The following is a 19,064-nucleotide window of genomic DNA, read 5'->3' as shown; positions in this document are numbered from 1 at the left end:
TTCAATTTGCCGTTGGCCTGGCGTCGACGACTGTCACGAGCCCGAGCGCCGGGTCCTCCAACACCGAAAAGGTCGCGACATCGCCACTGGCGCGTGCCTGCTCCTGAAGGTCCTCGAGCCAACGCTGAATCTGATCTGTGGTGGCGGTCGTTGGCACCGCAAAGCATCGGGTGCTGCCGGTATCAATGATGGTCGAGGGGCACTGGACTTCAGCCATGACGAGCGAACCATCGTGGTCCTTGGCGTTGCCGCCTCCCGAGCCGCGCAAGGCCGCGGAAGAAGACTGGAGCCCAGCCTGCAGACGCTGCAAATATTGCTGGTTTGCCGCAAGCGATTTTCCCAGGAGCTCGTTCCAGACTGAACCACGTTCGACCTGCGCCTGAGTATTGCGGTCGACCGCCTTTTTCAGCTGCTCCCCGCATCCGCGTGCATCACTGACGGTTTCCGTCTCGACATCATCGCCCGACGGGGTCCGGTCGCCGTTCTCAGCCTTGTTCCGGCTGTAGTAGGCCGAGACTTTTTTGACGTAGTCCTGTGTCTCGGGAATATTGGGTATCCGTCCGTTCTGGAGGGACTGACGATAAGGCCCAGCATTGTATCCGGCGGCGATCAGGTCGTAGCGATTACCGAACATGCCCTGCAGTTGCTTGATGTATTTGACCCCGCCACGAATATTGTCGCGCAGATCGTAGGGATTGACACCAAGCCCAGCTGCAGTCCCCGGCATCAGTTGCATGACGCCAGTGGCCCCCACAGGAGACCGCGCCGATTGGCGAAAGCGTGACTCCTGCTCGGCGATCGCCAGCGCGAAATTGGGATCGACCCCCTGGCGGATCGCTTCGTCGGCGACCATACGGGCGACCTCCTGCTGGCTATGCGTGCGCTTCGACGGGCTGGCAGGCGTGGTCTCACCGGCCATGCCATCGGCCGAGCAATCCGCCGGCGCACCGGATCCCTGCCCGGGCGCTACGCTGTCTGTCGTGCCGCCTGACGCACCCTTCAACGCTTGCGTGTCCGACTGATAGGTCTTGTACCAGTTCTCCGTCGCCTGCTGGATCTTCCGGCGGGCGTTATCGATTACCGGCACTTGCGCAAAGACGGGTGCGGATGTGAGTAAGGTGGAGAGCACGATAGCGCCAACGGTGGCCAGCTCAGGAATTCTTGCGTTGGTCATCGGATACATCCCCCTCCCAGTCACAGAATTTCGAAAGCCAGTTCTTCGGATCGTTGCCATATTCGTCGAGCAGCATCTCGACCTCGCGGACGGTCTCCTCGCGACCGGACAGGACCTTGATGAATTCCGGCATATGGGACATGTCGACACGGGCGATTACGCTGCTCTTTGCCTGCTTGATCAGCATGAAGCGCGAGGCCGGATCGCCATTCTTGACCCAATCGAATTCAGCCCTGGATAGACCGAAATGCTCCATGTAGGAGTTTTCGTCCGCCTTCGGATTGGCGAAAAAGATGTTGGTCGATGTCTGCTCAATGATCGTCCGGCTGACGCTCGACTGCACCACGTCGTCGGCCGACTGCGTGCCGAAAATGACGAGACCGTTCCGTTTCCGGATGGTCTTGAAATAGTCCTTCATGGTGCGTTTGAATTCGTCGTCGTCGAGCAGCTTCCAGGCCTCGTCCATGAGGTTGATGATCGGCGCCTTGCCGTCATAAACCTCGTCGAGCCGATGGAACATGTAGAGGAGTGCTGCGGTTCGCACCGGTGGATCGTCGAGGATAGACGTCATGTCGAAGCCGATCATCGGCCGGGAGACGTCGAGATTGTCGTCGGCATTGTCAAAGAGCCAGGCAAAGGGTCCGTGATCGACCCACTTGTCGAGCCGCGCAATCAGGCTTCCCTCCGTTCGCTCGCTGCCTGCCAGCAGGGCGCGAAGTGACGACAGTCGGCGATAGGACCGGTCCTTCGTTTTCAGGACCGATTTGATCGCGGTGCGGATGATGGTCTCTTCCTGTGGCGTCAGGCTTTCGCCTTCCTTCGCCGGCTTTAGCATGAAGCTCAGGAGACGATAGAGGAAGACGCGGTTCTCCTCGGTATCGTCGAGGAGCAGCGGGTTCCATCCCGACGGTTCGCCGGGTTCGAGCGTCATGTAGGTTCCGCCCGCCGCCCGTACCATGATGTCGAGGCCGCGGTCCTTGTCGAAGACGATCGTTTTCAGGCGCGGGCTGACGCGGTAGGCCTGAAGGATCAGGAAGGCCATGATCACGGTCTTGCCGGAACCCGTCGGTCCGAACACCGTTGTGTGCCCGACATCGCCCTGGTGAAAGTTGAAGAAGAACGGCGTGCCTGACGTCGTTTCGAATATGGTGATCGCTGGACCCCAATGATTGCCGTCCGGCTTGCCGTAGGGATAGGCGTGAAAGCTGCTCAGGCCCGCGCAATTGAGCGTCGAGATTACGGCACGTCGGGCGATATAGGCCTGATTGCCAGGGAGCTGCGCCCAATAGGCCGGTTCCGCGTTCAGATCCTCGCGGACATAGGAGGCACCCAGCGCACCAAGTTCGTTGCCGATCAGGGCGACACCATCGTCGAGTTGGGCCGCCGATCTCGCCACTGGCATGACGGTGAGATGATGCTCGGCGAAGGCAACGCGTTTCCTCGCCAGTTCGTCACGCGCAAGATCGAGATTGGCCTGGACGCTGGAACCACCCTCGTCTGCCTTCGACAGCTGCCGGTCGAGGCGCTCGATCCTGCTTCTCGCGGCCATGTCGTCAATGAAAGACATGGATTGGGCAAGCACCATCTCGAATGGGAGCTTGAGAATGTAATCGAGCATGCCGGCGCCCGTCTCGGGCGGATATTCCTTCAAGGACACCACCGCGGCATAGCGGTCATCGCCAGGCGTATCGCCCTGAAGATGGATGGTTCGGTTGCCGATCGATGTGCGGCGCGCTGGCAGCATCGCGTCTATGGGAAGGTTGCCGAGCCGGATCGGTCGGACACGGCCGCCATTCAGCAGCGTGTAGAAGAATTCGCATTGTTCCGAAAACCAGATTTTGGAGGTTCCCTCCTCGACCTCCATGCTTTCAGAAAAGTCGCGGTAGATCGTCTTGCCGTTGCCAAGATCCACCTGGATGCGCTGTACGTCGCGCAGGACTTTGGGACCGTAAGCGGCAAGCGACTTCTCGAGCGCCTTGGTGGCTTCAACCAATTTGTCTCGCATCGAGCGAAACTGCTCCTTGCGAACGACATCGCCACCGATGCCCATGATGCGGGAAAGCGCGGATCCTTGTTTGAACAGCGGGCGCACGACGAGCGAGATGTAGGTGTCGTTGACGAACATCTCGTTGCGCGAGATGCTCGCCTGATAGACATCGTCCAGACGCTGGATAAAGGGGTCGGTAAAGGTTGCCGGCAAGGACGGTGCGACCTTGCGCCTGACAACATGGGTGTAGAGCGCAAAATTGCCAATCGAGGAAATGGCGCGGAAAGCCGAATTTCGCTTCCGCTGCAGCATGTTGATCGTTTCGATGTCGGCCGTTTCGAACGAAAAACCTGTGAGACGCAGGGTCGAGACCAGGCAATCGTTCTTCAGCCGGATAATGCCGTTTTCGATCGGAACGTAGAAGGGAACATGGGTCGAGATACTGCGATCGGCGAAGATCTCCCAACCCTTCGACAAACTTCCCTTCAGCGATCTTGCCATCGTGCTCATCGGTCAGGCTCCGTAGGTCCGGATACCCCCGCCAAGTCTGCGGCCGAGGGGATTTATGCCGCACATGCTGAGACGGCCGAGGATGTCGAAGAACCAGAGATCGAGTTTGACCGTCAGCACATAAAGAATCCCGTGCAGGATGACGAAGGAGACGGGAAACCAGAGGATGGAGCCCAGCACCATGAACACCATCAGCGAGACAAAGCATTCCGCCAGGAAGTAGGTGTAAGGGATCCCCATCACCGTCGGCGGCCGCGTGAGGGCCAGGATGACGGGATAGGATTCGATATAGTCGTCACCGCCTGACGTCTTGTTGCCGGAGTTCGCCATGATTACGATCCCGCCCCAGCTAAGAAGTCGACAAGCTCAGCGGCAGCGAACATGCCGGCGAGGCTTCCACCGACCCGCAGAAGCGCGCCCCAGGACCAGAAGCCAAAGGCCGCTGCCAGGAACATACCGATGAACGCGATCGCGCCGACGGAGCGACCGAATGCGCCAGTGAAGAACTGTACCAGTCTGTCGGCAGCATTCTCCAGGGCATCAAGGCTCTGCGCTGCCGCCGGCTCGTATTGACTGACGAACAGCACCGAGGCGGCAAGCAGCACCATCGCGGCATGGCCGGCCCACTTGCGTTTGACCAGGGAGCGGCAGGTTACGCTGCCAACAAGAATTGCCATGACCACTATGTTCATTGAAGTACCTCTTCCTTGACGATTTTGACCGGACCGCCGAGTTGCGCCGCTTTCAGCGGCTGCGGGTAGCGGCTGTCCAAAGCGAGCGGGCTTGCAGCTGAGAAAACAAGCATCGGGGACCTTGCCCGGTCGGCCGGGCCTGATCGGCGGTTCTGATTGGATTGAGAGTCAGGTGTCGGAGCAGGTGTCGGAGGCTGGGAGCTTGCCGACTTGCCGGTATAGTAGCCGACAACACGTGTCACATAGTCCGCGGTTTCGCGGATCAGCGGCAGGGATTGATGCGCGTCAACGCGGGGTTCTCCAGCATTGTATGCGGAGGCGATCAGCACAGGGTTGCTATACTTGTCGATGAGCACCCGCAGGAAACGCGTGCCCGCGCGAATATTCGGTTCGGGGTCGGTGAGGTCATGGACGCCAAAGGCCTCGCCGATCTTCGGCATGACCTGCATCAAACCGATGGCGCCGGCCGAACTGACAAGGCCGGGATCGAACCTTGCGTTTTCCGCCCGCATGATCGACAGAACCCAGTTAGGATCGACGTCCTCCTCAGCAGCGATTTCCATTGCAAGTGCCGCGTAGTCTTCGGGCACGCCGGAAAGCAGATCGGGACGGGCTGGCGTCCTTGTGCGATCGGAAGACGTGCGGGGTTCGATGGCCGGATTGGCAGACCGACGGACAGTGCCTGCGTCAGACGAGAAAACGCTGATGGGCGAGAGCACGGCGCGGTCGCGCCGTGCTCTCATGCTGCCGGCCGCTTCTCCCGGTAGCTCTGTGTTACTGTCGTCGGTTTCAATCGCTGCTTCTGCAACAAATGAAAGAATTGCGGGAATTGCGTTGGTATTGGCCTGTCCCCCAAAACGCTCATTGAAACTGGTAAGGTCGATGCTTGGCGGTGGGTGTGGGTCAGCGTCGACGGCGAGTGCTGACAGCGCACCGGGCTCACTTGAGGTTTCACCCGCGAACCGGAACGACCAATCGGTATGGTCATGATTCTCGCCGATCTTGAGTGGGTCGCTCTCGGCGGACGTTGCGGCAAGACATGTAGCCAGGAGCACAGACGTCACCACAGGCCAGACTGCCCTTCGTAACACTCTGGATCGCGGTCTAATCACAGAAGAAAGCAGGCTGTCATCCATTCCGAACCAGTCCATAACTTGTACTTCAATACAAGTTATGGACTGCAATCCGCGCCGGAAATCAACTGAAAAATATAACTGGAGTACAAGTTTTATCCCAAAGGCCGATATCGCCTTCAGAAATACTACACAAAATCAATCCTTTAGCCGCGACCACCGATCCGGCTTCCATCGATACTCGATCTGGTCTCGATCGCCAAGAATTTGAGCCAAACGAACAGCGGTTCCCCCTTTGACCAGCACGGAACCGGCGTCGGCACCTGACTGTCCTTGATAGATTCGGCACGTAAAATTTGGCAGTTCCCGCTGGATCCTGGATACCGGCCAGCAAGAAGAAACCTGATAACGAGAACCATCAAGATTCGGCGCGAGGCCACGTGAGACCTGCTGCACCGGCCCAAGACGATGGCGCCCGAACGACGTGCCATACTCCAGCTGGCACTCGGTGATATTTCTGGGATAATTCCTGCAGGCTGTGAGGCTGAGATAGGCATACGGCGCTGGCGGCAGCGGCCGGGGCGGCTGCTCAAGCCGCCCGCATGCGGCCAAGGGAATTGCGACGGCCATAGGCCAAAACAGCGCCTTCAAGATTTGCACGGCTCACCTCCTAAGTTTCCTGCTGATATCCGGCATGTTCGAGGGCTTCGAGAAAGAGATCCCTTGCGAGCCCGCAATAGGGCGACGAAGGCTGCGCCAGATGCAATTTGGTCAGGACCAACCCAAGCGTTCCAATGGTCGTGGTTACCTCTTTGAGGTCATCATTCAGGCCATCGCGAAACAGTTCACGTCCATCATGGCCCTTGACGACGATCGCATAGTCGTTGCGGGCAATGCTGTGCCACAGTTCGACGGTACCGGTTTCGCCGTCCTGGGTTTCCGTGTCGCAGGTGAGCATCATCGCGTAGTCTGGAAGAGGAACGTCGCACTCCTCGATCCAGGTCCCGCAAGCAAACTCCGTAAGAGCCACCACAGACGAGAACAGCAGCAAACGTTCGTTTACCAGCAGCCGCCGTTGCCCGAGGCGCACGAAGCCGTTCATAACACCCGAACGGATGAGATTTGGCGCGAGACCTTCCTCGCAGTGCTCGCAGATCTGCACCAACTGATCGTTCCGGACAGAGAACGTGTTGTGAAAACGACCGAGAACCAAGCGTTCGATGTTTTCGGTGCGGCCGCCAAGCGACTCGACGAATGCGAACGCGCCAAACCGCGTCCAGGCTTGCTTGACATCACTCTCAGCCGATAACTCTGCGGTGCTCACCAGACTGGATGGGCCAGCCACGATACCTGCGGTCCGCGTCTCAGCACCGCAGTGCGGGCAATCAATGCTGACCGGTACACGGTACCATTCCTTCGTCAGTAGAGATCGGTGGCTTGTCAGTGGGAAACCCGTCTTGCTATTTTGCTGGTGGGACTTGCGGATATCAGTGCATAGCCGGCGCTCATCGCCTTGCAGCAAGAAAGAAATGTCATCGAACATAGTGAGAGCACAGCGACGCGACTTGCACTTCAATACAAGTTTGTAGCAGTCATAGTCGAAACGCTCAAGATGGGGAAGTCAGGTTTGGTGGTGGAACCGGCCAAAGCAATCCGGTCGTGTCCCCCCTGAGATTCGCGGGTGGTTGCACCGACCGCCTTGGCGCTGGAAAACTACCGTTCGGACACATCCTCGACAGCTGCGCATATTACCGGCCAACGCGGCTCGCCCGACGGAGTTCGCCGGACGTCAATGTCTCGACCTCAAGCCCAAGCTGGACAGCACATTCAAATAGCAGCAGAAACATTCCTTCCAGAACACTGGGTCATTTCAGGTCGAACTGAACTAACGGATCGGAAACAAGAACGGCCACCGTTCAAGCCGCCACCTGGTCCAGCCTCCGGTCGAGTTCGCGAACGGAAATACCGAGCAGTTCAGCAGCCCGCGATTCACCGATTACCCCCTCAGCTAGGGCGCGGAAGCACAGGCGCTCGAAGCGCCTTGGTTCTTCTACTTCAGGAGCCAAGCTTTCCGGCTCCTCATAGGGCGCATCGCGCCATCCTCTTTCTGAAAAGACCTTGAAGAGTCGTGTGCAAGCGGCCTGGCTGATAATGCCGAGATCCTGACAACGGTATGCAAGCGCCTGGACGCTCACACCGAAACGTTTCTTCAGCGCAACCAGCTCTCCAATGCTGATCGACGATCGATGCGCGCCAACCTCTGCACGCAAAACATCGGCCGGCATTAGAAAGGCGCCAGCGAAGCGATGTGCGGCTTTTTCCTCGTCAACCCCGTCGCACGGCGCAATGACCATGTGCCCCAATTCATGTGCAAGGTTGAATCTTTTGCGCTCGGACCAGGTGCTGCGCTTGACGACAATCACTCGCGCAGCTTCGCGCTCCTTACGTCGAACCTTGGCGGCGAGCCCATCCACATTGTCGAGATCGAGTGATAAAACCTTTATTCCTCGCTCTTCAAGCAACTCTGCAAGCTGTGGAATCGGATCGTTGCCGAGACCCCAATCGTCGCGGACGGATCGGGCTGCATCCTCGGCATCGCGAACGTCGGTGACTGCATGCGGCGCGCTCCGTGGCTGCTCCCACTCTACGCTCCGCAAGTGAAGCAGGTCTTCAACGGCAAGATAGCGCTCCAGCATGTGGATGGCACGGGCCTCCAACGTTGCTACTTCCTTGGAGGACGCTCCCAATTTTTTTCGGAAATCTACACCCTCGAGCGAAAGCTCATCGTCCCTGAGAAGGTATTCTTCCGAGACGGCGAGGGCCTTGGCCAACGCCATCAGAATTCCAGAACTTGGCATGTCCTCGTTTCGTTCATATTTTCCAATGGCTTGCGCCGAAACGATCCGGTCCATAGCATCCGCAAGAGCGCGCAACGAGAATCCCGATGCCGATCGGGCAACCTTAAGCTTGTTTCCGATCATAATGGCCTCCTTGTAACAGTCGGTTTCCATAACTATGTATACAACTTATTTTTGTAAACTAAGTTCCCTTGCAGGGTGAAAAATGCACTCCCATATCCGGAGCGCTGCGGCGTTTGGCGCACCTTTGTAAACCGGACCATAGGGCGCCGCGACTGCCGCCGCTATGGCGAGTTGCAGGCGGACAAGACGACAAATGGAGCTGGATATGGCGGGTACTGACGATCAGGTTGAGAGATTTCTTCAGGCGATGGCGGAGGAACTGGCCATTCCGGAGTCCCGGTATGAGCAGGCGGAAAGAAGCTACAAGTCTCTAGGAGACTGGTTTCATCGGCCTGAAAGCACGGTTCGCAATTTTGATCCGACCGTTTACGTGCAGGGATCGTTTCGACTCGGAACCGCAATCCGGCCGATAAACGATTCCGAGGAGTATGACGTCGACTCGGTTTGCGAGCTCAAGAAGCTTGCGAAAGGTGACCTTACCCAGTTCGACCTGAAACAGCTCCTAGGTTATGAAATCAAAGCCTATCATGATGCCAAAGGCATGACGAAGCCTGTGGAAGAGGGTAGACGCTGCTGGGTGCTTTCCTATGCCGACGGTGCGCAATTCCACATGGATATCGTGCCTGCCCTTCCTAACGGGATGGAGCAGCGACTTCTCCTGGAGCGTGCCCATTTCGACGTACGTTGGGCAGATACTGCCATCGCCATCACCGACCGGGAAGTCCCGACCTACAGGCAGAAGACGTATGATTGGCCGCGCTCCAATCCTAAGGGGTACGGTGAATGGTTCAAGTCACGAATGGCCGTGGTCCTCGCGCGGCGGAAGCGGGAGCTGGTGGAATCGTTGCGCCAGCGAGGCGTGACGGCGAGCGTCGAGCAACTTCCGGACTTCCGCGTACGCACACCGCTGCAAGCCGCGGTGATGATCTTGAAGCGGCATCGCGACAATATGTTCGCCCAAGAGGCCGACTTGAAACCTATTTCCGTCATCATCACGACCCTGTCTGGTCACGCCTACGGTCAGGAAGACACCATTGCCGGCGCTCTCTTCTCCATCCTCAACGGAATGGATCGATATATCCAGCATGACGGGTCCAAATTCATCATTCCAAACCCGACCGACCCTTTCGAAAATTTTGCTGACAAGTGGGAAAAGAACCCGCGCAAGGCCGAGGCCTTCTTCCGATGGCTCAACCAAGCACGGGAAGACTTCGGTCGCGCTGCCCGTGCCGCGACGTTGCAGGGTATGAACGAGGCGGTGTCGGCCCGTATGGGCGCAGCATTGTCGGATCGGGCCACGCGCCGCATCGGCGGCGGCAGCGGGCTCCTGAGGGCGGCGTCGGTGGCTCCCATCGCGCCGGTCGCAGCGATTCCGTCTTTTGGAAATGCCGCTCGGGTTCCCACTACGCCGAAGGGATTTGCATGAGCTGGTGGCTTACCGACGTTGCCCGTGCGAAAGCCGAGCGAACTGCGATCGCGCAATTGTCTGAACGCGATGGCTGGTTGTCGGGTATCTCCTGGCGGCTGGGAGATGATCTTCATCTGATCGTGGATTTCGACGTGCAACATGGCGCAGAGACGTTTGGTCTTTCCATGATATATCCGTCCACCTTTCCCGACACACCACCAATGGTGCAGCCCCGCGATGAACGGCGCCTTTCCTGGCATCAGTACGGCCCCGGCGGTGAGCTTTGCCTCGAGTTCAGGCCGGACAACTGGGCTCCTTCGATCACCGGCGCAATGATGGTTGAAAGCGCCCATCGTCTTCTGTCAGGAGAGCGGCCAGGCGAAAACGAGCCCGGCATCGTCCGCTCAGCGCATCAGGCATCAATCGGCAGGGAGACCCGTGGCGAGTTTACGCGCTTCATTCTTGACGACAGCGCCGCGACGGTTCTTGCAGCTTTGCCCGTCGATGTTCCGACAGCCATCACCGTCTGGGATCGGCTCGCCAAGCCAACATGGGTCGCATCGCTCATGAGCGTAGGTGAAGAAGGGATATTGTGGGCCCAGAATGCGCCGCAACCCTCGCACTCCTCGGTCGCAAATGGGTTCGTTATCCGGACAACGCGAAACGTTGACCGCTTCCGCCTAAGCCCCAAAGATTTCGCCGACGTGATGCCGGTAGAGTTTCCCGACCTGCTGGCAAAACTTCCCAAGAACCCATTCGATGGTTTTGTGTTGCTTGGAGATGAAAACCATTGGGTCGCGCTAAATCTTTACCCCTATGAGGGCAAACAGAGTGTCTTTGGCTATAAGATAATTGTCGCCCCAAGCGTCTCTGGAAGGCTGCCTGCAGGTTACGACAGCTTGGCGCAAAAGCGGATAGCAATCGTTGGCTGCGGTTCTGTGGGTTCAAAAATCGCAGGCACGCTCGCGCGATCTGGCGTACGCAATTTCACGCTGGTCGATGACGATGTCTTTTTCCAGGCAAACCTTGTCAGGAATGATCTTGATGCGCAGGCAATCGGTCAACACAAAGTCGATGCCCTTGGAGCCCGCCTGCAGAATCTGGTGGCAAACGCAGACATCTCCGTTCGGCGGATTGCACTCGGTCAGCAGGAGAGTGCAGGATCGACAGAGTCCGTTATGGAGGAGTTGGTCCAAGCCGACCTATTGGTCGACGCGACGGCAGACCCCCGAGCGTTCAACCTCGTTGCAGCTGTTGCCCGTCGTCATAGCAAACCCATGGTCTGGTGTCAGGTCTTTGCGGGTGGGATCGGCGGCATCATTGCTAGGGTCCGCCCGGGGTTTGATCCGATCCCTACCGAAGCGCGCAGCCAAATCCGCGCATGGTGCGATAGTCATAACGTGCCCTGGATCGCCGCAACCGAGACGGACTATGGCATCGAGCGAGATAACGCCCAACCGTTGATCGCCGATGACGCTGATGTCAGCGTAATTGCCAACCATGCGTCCAGGTTCATTCTGGATTTTCTCACGCGCGAGCAAAGCGTCTTTCCTTGCTCTGCCTACGCGATCGGACTGGTGGCCGAATGGATTTTCCGTGCGCCCTTTGATACCTGGCCAATCGATCTTCGGCAGGAAGGTGACTGGGGTGGTGCGCAGGAACTGGCTTCGTCCGAAGAGCTCAAAGAGCTCCTTACATCGCTGTTTCCGAAGGTGAATGCGTGATCAGGGTCACACTCTCCAGACAGATCCGTGATCGCATGAAGTTACCGTTGAGGCGAGCCGGATCGCGTGAAATCGGCGGCATTCTCATGGGACAGGAGATTGCAAGCGGGCATTTCTCCGTTCTAGACTTCTCGGTGGACGAAGCGTCAGGAGCCGATGCCCACTTTGTGCGTGATGCTGATCATCACCGCCATGCGCTGGATGCGTTTTTCGACCGAACAGGTCACAATTATCAAGCATTCAACTACTTGGGCGAATGGCATTCCCATCCAAGTTTCCCGGTTCGACCAAGCCTCACTGACGTGCGCTCCATGCAGGAACTGGTTGACGGTGAAAGAGGTATCGGTTTTGCCGTGCTCCTGATTGTGAAGCTTGGGTTTTGGGGCCGTTTCAATGCATCAGCGAGCCTGCACCGGCGTGCACTCCCGCCTGAAATGATCGACCTGCGCGCAAATTGAAGGGCATCGCGATGAACTGGAATACATTGGATTTTGTCGTTCGATCGTTGGTCTCGTGGTTCGTGCGAGCCCGTCATGCTGAAAGCTGGATTTTCCGCGGAGCCGTTGCGGCCTTGGTTGCAATCCACGGGGCAAACTGGGTCTTCAAATATTCCGGTACCATCGGAGGGGAGTCCGGATCGATAGAGTTCGGAACGGCAGGTGCTGTGCCCGATAGTATTCTCTGGATCATCACGGTCGTCTGCATTGCCCTCATGTTGGGATCGGCCGTGTGGGCCTGGATACGTTATGCGAACGAGCAAAAGCGTCTTGCGCGGAAAAAGGTCTTTGTCATCGAAGGGAGAGGTTTGCGCGATGACGATGGATCATCGCTCAAATCCGCCGTACCCGAAAGCATAACGGGCACGCGTATCGACTACATGCTCGATCTGCGGCAGCGCAAAGATGGCGTAATCGTCGAGCCGGAAGATCTCCTTCCACCTGTTGCCGCAATGAAAACCTGGGTCCATCAGGCGCAGAAGGGCAACGAACGTAGCGACCTTACGACAGTCTATGGCGGCCTGACGGCCGTCCCATTGACCTTTTTGACCGGTCTGCTTCTGGACGACGAAGGCGATATTGTCGTCATGGATTGGGATCGGGTTGCAAGCCGTTGGCGCCTGCTTGACGGTCAAGACGATGCATCACGTTTTGAAATTACCGGTATGGAACAGGCCGGGGCACAGCGGGAAGTCGTTCTCGCGATCTCAGCTTCGTATATGGTGAAAACCGAAGATCTCGCGACGACGTTTGACTGCCCGATTGTCAGAATGACATTGCCTGACCTGCAATCATCTCATTGGTCTCAGGCGAGGCAGTCAGAGCTAGCCGATCAGTTCCTCGGCGTCTTGAAAAAGCTCGATGCAATGGGCGTGGAGCAAGTCCATCTGGTTCTGGCAGCCCAGAACAGTGTCGTGTTCAATCTCGCTCGTCGTTATGACAAGCGAAATCTACCGAGGGTCGCGGTCTATCAGTTTGAACGTTCCCAGGAAAGGCGATACCCGTGGGGGATCGAGATGCCTGTTGCCGGGGTAAATGTTGCCCGTGTGATTCAGACGGATGAAGGCGCTGCGCGATTTCCGGAACGGACGTAAGGGTGAGCCTCGAGGACAGCTGGGATATGGCGAACACCTGAGCGTATGGTGTCCTGACACTTGAGAAGTTTTGGCTCATCCTCGGACCGGGCGCTGACCTCAAGGCCGACCTCGATAGGAGCCGGTCTATTCCGCGTGGGGATCAACAGTCTTGCGGTCCTGCTGCAAGAGGTGATGGGGATGGACCGGCTTGCCCATCATCCGTGCGTTCAGCAATCGCCAGCGTGACCGCTTGAAACTTTTGTTCTTTGAACGGTGTTGTATCGCAACCGATGCTAGCTGGAACAGCCCCGCATCGCTGCATTGGTGGGGCCTGGTCAGTGTATCACGTAATGGGACAAGGTTGCCATGTGTCGGGTTTTTGCATATATTCAGTGTCGGGTTTTTGTAACGGGAAACCGATCATGGATCAGACATTGAAGCAACGGATCAGGACGAGAGTTAGCCGGACGAAAAAGACCGACGTCTTCATTCCGCGCGACTTTGCTGACCTGAGCGGTGGCGATCAGGTTCTTCGGGCCCTGAGGGCGTTGGTGAAGGATGGCGCGCTCATACGCTTGGGCTATGGTGTCTATGCGCGGGCCGTACGGTCACGGCTGTCGGGGCGCGTTATGGTCTCCAGTTCAAACGGGTTTCACGGTGCTGCCCTCCAGGCCCTGAACAAACTTGGGGTCCCTTGGGAGCAAGGTGACAGCACCCAGGCCTATAATCTGGGGCAGTCCACCCAGGTCCCGGTTAATCTTACCGTCAAGGTCGGGAAACGCTTCAGCCGCCGGCTATCCGACGGCCGTACGGAGCTTCGCGTTGAGCGATAAGCCGGACCTGCAGACGCTGCTCGAGGTGCAGGACCACTTCGCCCTGCCCTCGACGGCCCTCGTCGAAAAGGATTGGTTCGTCGTGCGTGCCCTCGCGGCGATCCACGACGTAGAGGTCGACGGATTGACGTTGGCTTTCGGTGGCGGGACGGCGCTTGGCCGGGCATATCGTCTGCTCGAACGCATGTCAGAAGACATAGACTTGCGCATCGTAGGGGAAAATGCCGGTGAGCGCGGGTCCCTCAAGCGTATGAGACGCGCGGTCAGCAAACGTCTGGAAGACGCCGGCTTCACGGTTGAAGGGCACGTGCTGGTCCTCCAGAACGGCTCTTATGTACGATACGACCTGCCCTACGATCCGATCGCCAAGGGCGAGGGTGTCCTACGCCCGGAGATCAAGATCGAAATTGCGGCTTTTCCGATCTGCACCGCCCCGGAGTTGTGTTCGGTCACCTCATTCGTCGGGGAAGCCACCGGCCGGCCGGCCGAGGCCAACGATGTTAAATGCGTTCGTCTGGTGGAAACGGCTGCCGACAAGTTCGTCGCGCTCGGGCGCCGGGCAGGCTTTGCTTTTGCCGGGCACGAGCCGCTAGACCATACGCTGGTCCGTCATGTCTATGACATTTCACGCATGGACGGTAAGTACGACCTAGATACAGCAGCTGCAATTGCACTGGATACGATGGTGGCCGAGGCAAAAGGTGACCGGGCGGACAAATACCCGGACTACAAGTCAGATCCTCGCGCTGAGACGCTCAAGACGTTTGAGATCATGGCGACACATGCCGAATTCGCCGCGCACTACGAAAAGCTCATGGGCGACATGGTATACGGCGCGCGGCCAAGTTTCGCGGAGGCCTTCACCGTTGTAGAACGCTTTGCGCAGAAAGTCCGAGAAGCCTAAGGTCGGTTTCGCCGATGCAGACTGGAACATTGACCGGAAACGCAGAGCTCATCGATAGGCGCGTTGTAAGGCCGGTGTTGCTACCGGGTCACCCGACCTAAAATGGCGGCAATAGGGTAGCAGGCTGCCTGACAAGCCTGTCCCGTTGATGCTCGCTTGCAATTCTTGAAGCTTGCCTAGTCTCAGGAGGCTGATGCCGACAAAGCTGCATCGAGCGACCTGCCCCCACTGCCCGCAAGCCAGGACCTGAAAGTGAGCAGGTCGGGGTTTATTTCGGTATGCCTGCGGCGAAGGCCGTCTGTCTTGAGTTGGTGATTAGCTCTAAGTCCATGGCTTATGTCATGCGCTACATTGATTTCCCCCATTGAGCTTTTGTCTGTCGACGATGTTGGTCGCCGGCGGGATTGGTCGGACGAAGAGAAGGTTCGGATCGTCGAGGAGAGCCTGCAAGGCTTCCGGCAGGGCTCGGTAACGGCGCGGCGTTATGGATTGTCGCGGTCACTGTTGACCCGTTGGCGTCGGGAATACCGAAGCGGGCTTCTGCACGTTTCCGCGTCAACGGGCTTCGTGCCGCTTTCGATTTCGCCACCGCCGGCGGCATCTTTCGAGATGGACCCGCGGCGGCCTGAAGACGACAGGATGATCGAGATCGGCCTGCCGAACGGTCGCCGCCTGACGATCCCGGCTTCGCTTGATCCAACTATCCTTGCTCGGCTGTTGCCGGTTCTGGACGCGTCATGATCGCCTTTCCGCCCGGGGTGAAGGTGTGGATTGGGGGCGGTGTGACGGACATGCGTTGTGGCATGAATAGCCTGGCGTTGAAGGTGCAACAGGGGCTTGGCCGCGATCCGCATGGCGGCGAGGTCTTCTGCTTTCGAGGTCGCAAAGGTGACCTGATCAAGGTCCTGTGGCATGACGGCGTCGGCATTTCGCTCTACCTGAAGCGCCTGGAGGCAGGCAAGTTCATCTGGCCGGTTAGCCAGAATGGCTCCGCCGTGCCGGTGTCGGCGGCTCAACTCGGCTATCTTCTGGAAGGGATCGACTGGCGTAATCCACGCTGGACGCAGCGACCTGCAACGGCAGGCTGATCGCGAACATTCCTCTGTTTTTGTTGGGCTTTTAACAAGCGGCATGGTAGCTTTCGGCCATGGACGACGCTGCTTCGGAGATAGCCAGGTTACGGGCCGCGCTTGCGGCGTCGGAGGCACGTGCCGCCTCCGCCGAGGCTGATCTCGCGCAGGTGCGAGCCGTCGTGACGACGTCCGAGGCGATGATCCGGCACCTCAAGCTCGAGATCGCCAAGGTGCGTCGCGAGCAATATGGTCAGAGTTCGGAACGACGCGCCCGGCTGATCGACCAGATGGAATTGCAGCTCGAAGAACTTGAGGCCGACGCCACCGAGGACGAGATCGCCGCGGAACGCGTGGAGGCGGAGGTTGTACAAATTCCAGCCTTTGAACGCCGCCGCCCGGTGCGCAAGCCGTTTCCCGAGCACCTGCCGCGCGAACGGCTGATCATTGAAGCTCCTTCGACCTGCATCTGCTGTGGCTCGGCCCGGATCGTGAAGATGGGTGAAGACGTCACCGAGACGCTGGAGGTGATCCCGCGCCAGTGGAAGGTGATCCAGACGGTGCGCGAGAAGTTTACCTGCCGGGACTGCGAGAAGATCAGCCAGCCACCGGCTCCTTTCCATGCGACACCACGCGGATGGGCGGGACCGAACTTGCTCGCGACGATCCTGTTCGAGAAGTTCGGCCAGCACCAGCCATTGAACCGCCAGGCTGAGCGCTACGCCAGGGAGGGCGTCGATCTCAGCCTCTCCACGCTGGCCGACCAGGTTGGAGCCTGCGCAACGGCGCTGCAGCCGATTCATGATCTGATCCGCGCCCATGTGCTGGCCGCCGGGCGGCTTCATGGCGACGACACTACCGTGCCGCTGCTGGCCAGAGGCGCAACGAAGCAAGCGAGGTTATGGACCTACGTTCGCGATGATCGTCCCTTCGCGGGGGGCGCGCCTCCTGCGGCACTCTTCTACTTCTCACCAGATCGGGAGAAGACCCATCCCAACACGCATCTTGCCGGATGGCACGGCATACTGCAGGCAGATGCCTATGGCGGCTACAACGACCTCTATCGTGCCGGCCGCAGCCCCGAACCAATCAAGAGCGCGCTCTGCTGGAGCCATGCGCGACGCAAGTTCTTCGAGTTGGCCGACATCGCCGGCAACGTGCGCAAGGGCAAACCTGCCCATGAGATATCGCCGGTCGCGCTCGAGGCTGTAGCCCGTATCGATGCGCTCTTCGACATCGAGCGGGGCATCAACGGGACGTCCGCAGAGGACCGATTAGCTGCCCGACAACAGCATACTCATCCGCTTGTCGAGGACCTACACGACTGGCTCATGGCCCAGCGCTCCCAGATGTCGAAGCACAATCCCGTTGCCAAGGCGATCAACTACATGTTCGAAAAGGACGGGCGCTGGGAAACCTTCACCCGGTTCCTCGACGATGGCAGGCTCTGCATGTCGAACAATGCGGCAGAGCGTGCCCTGCGCGGGATCGCTCTCGGAAGAAAGGCATGGCTATTCGCGGGCTCCCAGCGCGGCGGCGAGCGTGCTGCCTTCATGTATTCCCTGATCGTCACGGCTAAGATGAACGATATCGATCCGCAGGCCTGGTTGGCGGATATCCTCGCCCGCATGCCCAACATTCCCGTATCACGACTGCCGGATCTGCTGCCTTGGAACTGGTCTGCCGCTGGCAGCGGCCGACAGATGGCCGCCTGATGGGCCGCCCGACGCATGTCTACACGATCGGCTACGTCGCTGCGCTGATCGCCGAAAACCTCGAACTCATCCAGGAAATCGCCAGCAACTCCGACAATATCGACTATGGCGAGATGATCCATGCCCATGACGGCAGCGAAGAGGGCATCACGACATTCACCGACCGGGGCGTCGAGAGCCTGAAGGAATTCCTCGCCGACATCCGCACCTGGGAGGGCGGCGTTCGCCAGTTCCTTGTCGACGAGCAATGCGACCAGGAAAAGATCGAGCGCATCATGGCAGACCAGCCAAAATCATAAGCGGTGCGGCCTACGCCGGATGGCTACCACTCAGAGGCTTTGCGCTCGGCAGAAAATCGTGGCTCTTCGCCGGATCGGACCGCGGCGCGGATCGTGCTGCCTTCATGGCCACCTTGATCATGACGGCAAAGCTCAACGACATCGATCCGCAAGCGTGGCTGGCCGACGCTCTTGCCCGCATCGCTGACACGCCGGTGACCAAGCTGGAACAACTGCTTCCGTGGAATTGGACACCGCCAACCGTCAACGCTCAAGCGGCTTGACCTGCGGCCTTCACCGGAGGCTTACTTATTTCGCGCATGAGTTCCAGATCGACCTGCTCGGCGAGCGGCCCGCCTTCCAGACTCTCCGCCATATGCGCGAGATCAGCGTTTGCAGCCAGTACGTCGTCGGGAAACCGTTCGTAGCGTATCGGGCGACCGGATGCTTCACTGAGTAGAACCTCAAGCTCGCGCCCGGTCAGTCGATCGCTGGCGATCTTAAGTGTTGCGCCGCCGAAGCGTGACTTGTCGGCAAGCACGGCAGCGACAAATCTGCCGATGTCTTCCACGGAGGTAAGCTGGATGGAATGGTCAGGTCGGATCAGGGACACCAGCCGGCCCTCATCCAGACCGAAGCCGGGCCTCACCAGCATTTCCATGAAAATCATCGGCCGGATGATGGTCGTAGTCATGTCGAGCTGTCGAATATGGGCTTCGATACGAGGCTTGGCGTCGAAACGCGGAACCCCTGTCAGTTCATTCCCCACGCTGGCGCCCGAAGAATAAACAAAATGGTTGATGCCGGTTTCGGCAGCGATATCCGCAATCGATATACCATGACGGACTTCGTCTTCGGCAGCCAGGCTGGCTGGCAACACGCTAAAGACACCGTAAGCGTCTTTCATCGCTGTGCGGATTACTTTGGTCTCTTCAAATGAACCCTGCACAAGCTCGACGCCTGCATTCCGCAATTGCAGCGATGCAGCTTTAGTGGAATCCAGAACGAGTGCGCGAACAGGCCATCCCGCCTTCAGCAAAGCATTGGCGACAGATCCTCCCTGTCTTCCGGTAGCGCCGAAAACCAGAATGGGTTGCTTGCTATTGGTCACTTGAAGCCCTCGCGTTAAAACAAGGACCGTC

General features: G+C 58.5%; 19 protein-coding genes and 1 pseudogene. 11 read left to right on the top strand and 9 right to left on the bottom strand.

Translation table 11 applies throughout. The features are described 5' to 3' along the window. Nucleotide 1: 1 nt before the first annotated feature. The 8 genes from AC1Q5O_RS25975 to AC1Q5O_RS25940 form a co-directional block, all read right to left on the bottom strand. A complete protein-coding gene (locus AC1Q5O_RS25975; RefSeq protein ID WP_055971878.1) occupies nucleotides 2–1,174 on the bottom strand; it encodes a lytic transglycosylase domain-containing protein in 1,173 nt (390 codons plus the stop codon). Beyond that, nucleotides 1,152–3,671: a VirB4 family type IV secretion/conjugal transfer ATPase gene (locus tag AC1Q5O_RS25970; RefSeq protein WP_492566954.1), complete on the bottom strand. Its 2,520-nt coding sequence runs from the start codon at nucleotides 3,669–3,671 to the stop codon at nucleotides 1,152–1,154. Before AC1Q5O_RS25970 ends, AC1Q5O_RS25975 begins: the two co-directional genes overlap by 23 nt. Before the next feature lie 3 nt (nucleotides 3,672–3,674). Continuing rightward, nucleotides 3,675–4,001 carry a VirB3 family type IV secretion system protein gene (locus tag AC1Q5O_RS25965; RefSeq protein WP_052820915.1) on the bottom strand — a complete coding sequence of 109 codons (327 nt, stop codon included), beginning with the start codon at nucleotides 3,999–4,001 and terminating at the stop codon, nucleotides 3,675–3,677. A gap of 2 nt (nucleotides 4,002–4,003) precedes the next feature. Continuing rightward, nucleotides 4,004–4,348, bottom strand: coding sequence for a TrbC/VirB2 family protein (locus AC1Q5O_RS25960; RefSeq protein WP_036588783.1), 345 nt, complete (start codon nucleotides 4,346–4,348; stop codon nucleotides 4,004–4,006). Nucleotides 4,349–4,359: 11 nt separating this feature from the next. Continuing rightward, entirely contained in the window at nucleotides 4,360–5,499 is a 1,140-nt protein-coding gene (locus AC1Q5O_RS25955) for a lytic transglycosylase domain-containing protein (RefSeq protein WP_147181616.1), read from the bottom strand. 135 nt (nucleotides 5,500–5,634) lie between these two features. Beyond that, the gene (locus AC1Q5O_RS25950; RefSeq protein WP_147181615.1) at nucleotides 5,635–6,096 is read right to left on the bottom strand and encodes a hypothetical protein; all 462 of its coding nucleotides are present in this window, start codon (nucleotides 6,094–6,096) and stop codon (nucleotides 5,635–5,637) included. A 10-nt stretch (nucleotides 6,097–6,106) separates the two neighbouring features. After that, a complete protein-coding gene (locus tag AC1Q5O_RS25945) occupies nucleotides 6,107–6,979 on the bottom strand; it encodes a hypothetical protein (protein ID WP_235916748.1) in 873 nt (290 codons plus the stop codon). 373 nt (nucleotides 6,980–7,352) lie between these two features. Continuing rightward, a complete protein-coding gene (locus AC1Q5O_RS25940; RefSeq protein WP_055972003.1) occupies nucleotides 7,353–8,417 on the bottom strand; it encodes a helix-turn-helix domain-containing protein in 1,065 nt (354 codons plus the stop codon). 205 nt (nucleotides 8,418–8,622) lie between these two features. Between AC1Q5O_RS25940 and AC1Q5O_RS25935 the strand changes: the two genes are divergently transcribed. The 11 genes and pseudogenes from AC1Q5O_RS25935 to AC1Q5O_RS25885 all read left to right on the top strand — a co-directional run. Then, nucleotides 8,623–9,843 carry a nucleotidyltransferase domain-containing protein gene (locus AC1Q5O_RS25935; RefSeq protein WP_055972001.1) on the top strand — a complete coding sequence of 407 codons (1,221 nt, stop codon included), beginning with the start codon at nucleotides 8,623–8,625 and terminating at the stop codon, nucleotides 9,841–9,843. Next, complete coding sequence (locus AC1Q5O_RS25930) at nucleotides 9,840–11,549, top strand: ThiF family adenylyltransferase (RefSeq protein WP_055971872.1); 1,710 nt, start codon at nucleotides 9,840–9,842, stop codon at nucleotides 11,547–11,549. The genes AC1Q5O_RS25935 and AC1Q5O_RS25930 overlap by 4 nt, the downstream gene beginning before the upstream one ends. Continuing rightward, nucleotides 11,546–12,007 (top strand): Mov34/MPN/PAD-1 family protein, encoded by a 462-nt coding sequence (locus AC1Q5O_RS25925; protein WP_197283355.1) that lies wholly within the window; start codon nucleotides 11,546–11,548, stop codon nucleotides 12,005–12,007. The genes AC1Q5O_RS25930 and AC1Q5O_RS25925 overlap by 4 nt, the downstream gene beginning before the upstream one ends. 11 nt (nucleotides 12,008–12,018) lie before the next feature. Then, nucleotides 12,019–13,140 (top strand): SAVED domain-containing protein, encoded by a 1,122-nt coding sequence (locus AC1Q5O_RS25920; RefSeq protein WP_156381130.1) that lies wholly within the window; start codon nucleotides 12,019–12,021, stop codon nucleotides 13,138–13,140. A gap of 404 nt (nucleotides 13,141–13,544) precedes the next feature. After that, nucleotides 13,545–13,955 (top strand): DUF6088 family protein, encoded by a 411-nt coding sequence (locus tag AC1Q5O_RS25915; protein WP_052820911.1) that lies wholly within the window; start codon nucleotides 13,545–13,547, stop codon nucleotides 13,953–13,955. Next, nucleotides 13,945–14,859 (top strand): nucleotidyl transferase AbiEii/AbiGii toxin family protein, encoded by a 915-nt coding sequence (locus AC1Q5O_RS25910; RefSeq protein WP_244487767.1) that lies wholly within the window; start codon nucleotides 13,945–13,947, stop codon nucleotides 14,857–14,859. The genes AC1Q5O_RS25915 and AC1Q5O_RS25910 overlap by 11 nt, the downstream gene beginning before the upstream one ends. A gap of 372 nt (nucleotides 14,860–15,231) precedes the next feature. Continuing rightward, nucleotides 15,232–15,600, top strand: coding sequence for an IS66-like element accessory protein TnpA (gene tnpA, locus AC1Q5O_RS25905; protein ID WP_492566948.1), 369 nt, complete (start codon nucleotides 15,232–15,234; stop codon nucleotides 15,598–15,600). Beyond that, complete coding sequence (gene tnpB, locus AC1Q5O_RS25900; RefSeq protein ID WP_055971864.1) at nucleotides 15,597–15,947, top strand: IS66 family insertion sequence element accessory protein TnpB; 351 nt, start codon at nucleotides 15,597–15,599, stop codon at nucleotides 15,945–15,947. The genes tnpA and tnpB overlap by 4 nt, the downstream gene beginning before the upstream one ends. A gap of 59 nt (nucleotides 15,948–16,006) precedes the next feature. After that, nucleotides 16,007–17,644, top strand: a complete 1,638-nt coding sequence (gene tnpC / locus AC1Q5O_RS25895; RefSeq protein ID WP_055971861.1) for an IS66 family transposase — start codon at nucleotides 16,007–16,009, stop codon at nucleotides 17,642–17,644. Next, nucleotides 17,644–17,943, top strand: coding sequence for a hypothetical protein (locus AC1Q5O_RS25890; protein ID WP_055971996.1), 300 nt, complete (start codon nucleotides 17,644–17,646; stop codon nucleotides 17,941–17,943). Before tnpC ends, AC1Q5O_RS25890 begins: the two co-directional genes overlap by 1 nt. A 29-nt stretch (nucleotides 17,944–17,972) precedes the next feature. Beyond that, nucleotides 17,973–18,206, top strand: a pseudogene (locus AC1Q5O_RS25885) (transposase domain-containing protein); the annotation flags it as partial. Here the strand turns inward: AC1Q5O_RS25885 and AC1Q5O_RS25880 are convergent. Next, nucleotides 18,194–19,033: an NmrA/HSCARG family protein gene (locus AC1Q5O_RS25880; protein WP_055971858.1), complete on the bottom strand. Its 840-nt coding sequence runs from the start codon at nucleotides 19,031–19,033 to the stop codon at nucleotides 18,194–18,196. The pseudogene AC1Q5O_RS25885 and the gene AC1Q5O_RS25880 overlap by 13 nt on opposite strands. Between the last annotated feature and the right edge of the window lie 31 nt (nucleotides 19,034–19,064).

This window comes from Phyllobacterium sp. MT110 (assembly GCF_058792715.1).
Note: the sequence above shows the minus strand (reverse complement) of the source record. Positions and strands in the feature narration are given on the sequence as shown.

Coding starts and splice junctions, on each gene's coding strand:
- AC1Q5O_RS25975 (WP_055971878.1), bottom strand. CDS start 1,174: ATGACCAACGCAAGAATTCCTGAGCTGGCCACCGTTGGCGCTATCGTG.
- AC1Q5O_RS25970 (WP_492566954.1), bottom strand. CDS start 3,671: ATGAGCACGATGGCAAGATCGCTGAAGGGAAGTTTGTCGAAGGGTTGG.
- AC1Q5O_RS25965 (WP_052820915.1), bottom strand. CDS start 4,001: ATGGCGAACTCCGGCAACAAGACGTCAGGCGGTGACGACTATATCGAA.
- AC1Q5O_RS25960 (WP_036588783.1), bottom strand. CDS start 4,348: ATGGCAATTCTTGTTGGCAGCGTAACCTGCCGCTCCCTGGTCAAACGC.
- AC1Q5O_RS25955 (WP_147181616.1), bottom strand. CDS start 5,499: ATGGATGACAGCCTGCTTTCTTCTGTGATTAGACCGCGATCCAGAGTG.
- AC1Q5O_RS25945 (WP_235916748.1), bottom strand. CDS start 6,979: ATGTTCGATGACATTTCTTTCTTGCTGCAAGGCGATGAGCGCCGGCTA.
- AC1Q5O_RS25940 (WP_055972003.1), bottom strand. CDS start 8,417: ATGATCGGAAACAAGCTTAAGGTTGCCCGATCGGCATCGGGATTCTCG.
- AC1Q5O_RS25935 (WP_055972001.1), top strand. CDS start 8,623: ATGGCGGGTACTGACGATCAGGTTGAGAGATTTCTTCAGGCGATGGCG.
- AC1Q5O_RS25930 (WP_055971872.1), top strand. CDS start 9,840: ATGAGCTGGTGGCTTACCGACGTTGCCCGTGCGAAAGCCGAGCGAACT.
- AC1Q5O_RS25920 (WP_156381130.1), top strand. CDS start 12,019: ATGAACTGGAATACATTGGATTTTGTCGTTCGATCGTTGGTCTCGTGG.
- AC1Q5O_RS25915 (WP_052820911.1), top strand. CDS start 13,545: ATGGATCAGACATTGAAGCAACGGATCAGGACGAGAGTTAGCCGGACG.
- tnpB (WP_055971864.1), top strand. CDS start 15,597: ATGATCGCCTTTCCGCCCGGGGTGAAGGTGTGGATTGGGGGCGGTGTG.
- tnpC (WP_055971861.1), top strand. CDS start 16,007: ATGGACGACGCTGCTTCGGAGATAGCCAGGTTACGGGCCGCGCTTGCG.
- AC1Q5O_RS25890 (WP_055971996.1), top strand. CDS start 17,644: ATGGGCCGCCCGACGCATGTCTACACGATCGGCTACGTCGCTGCGCTG.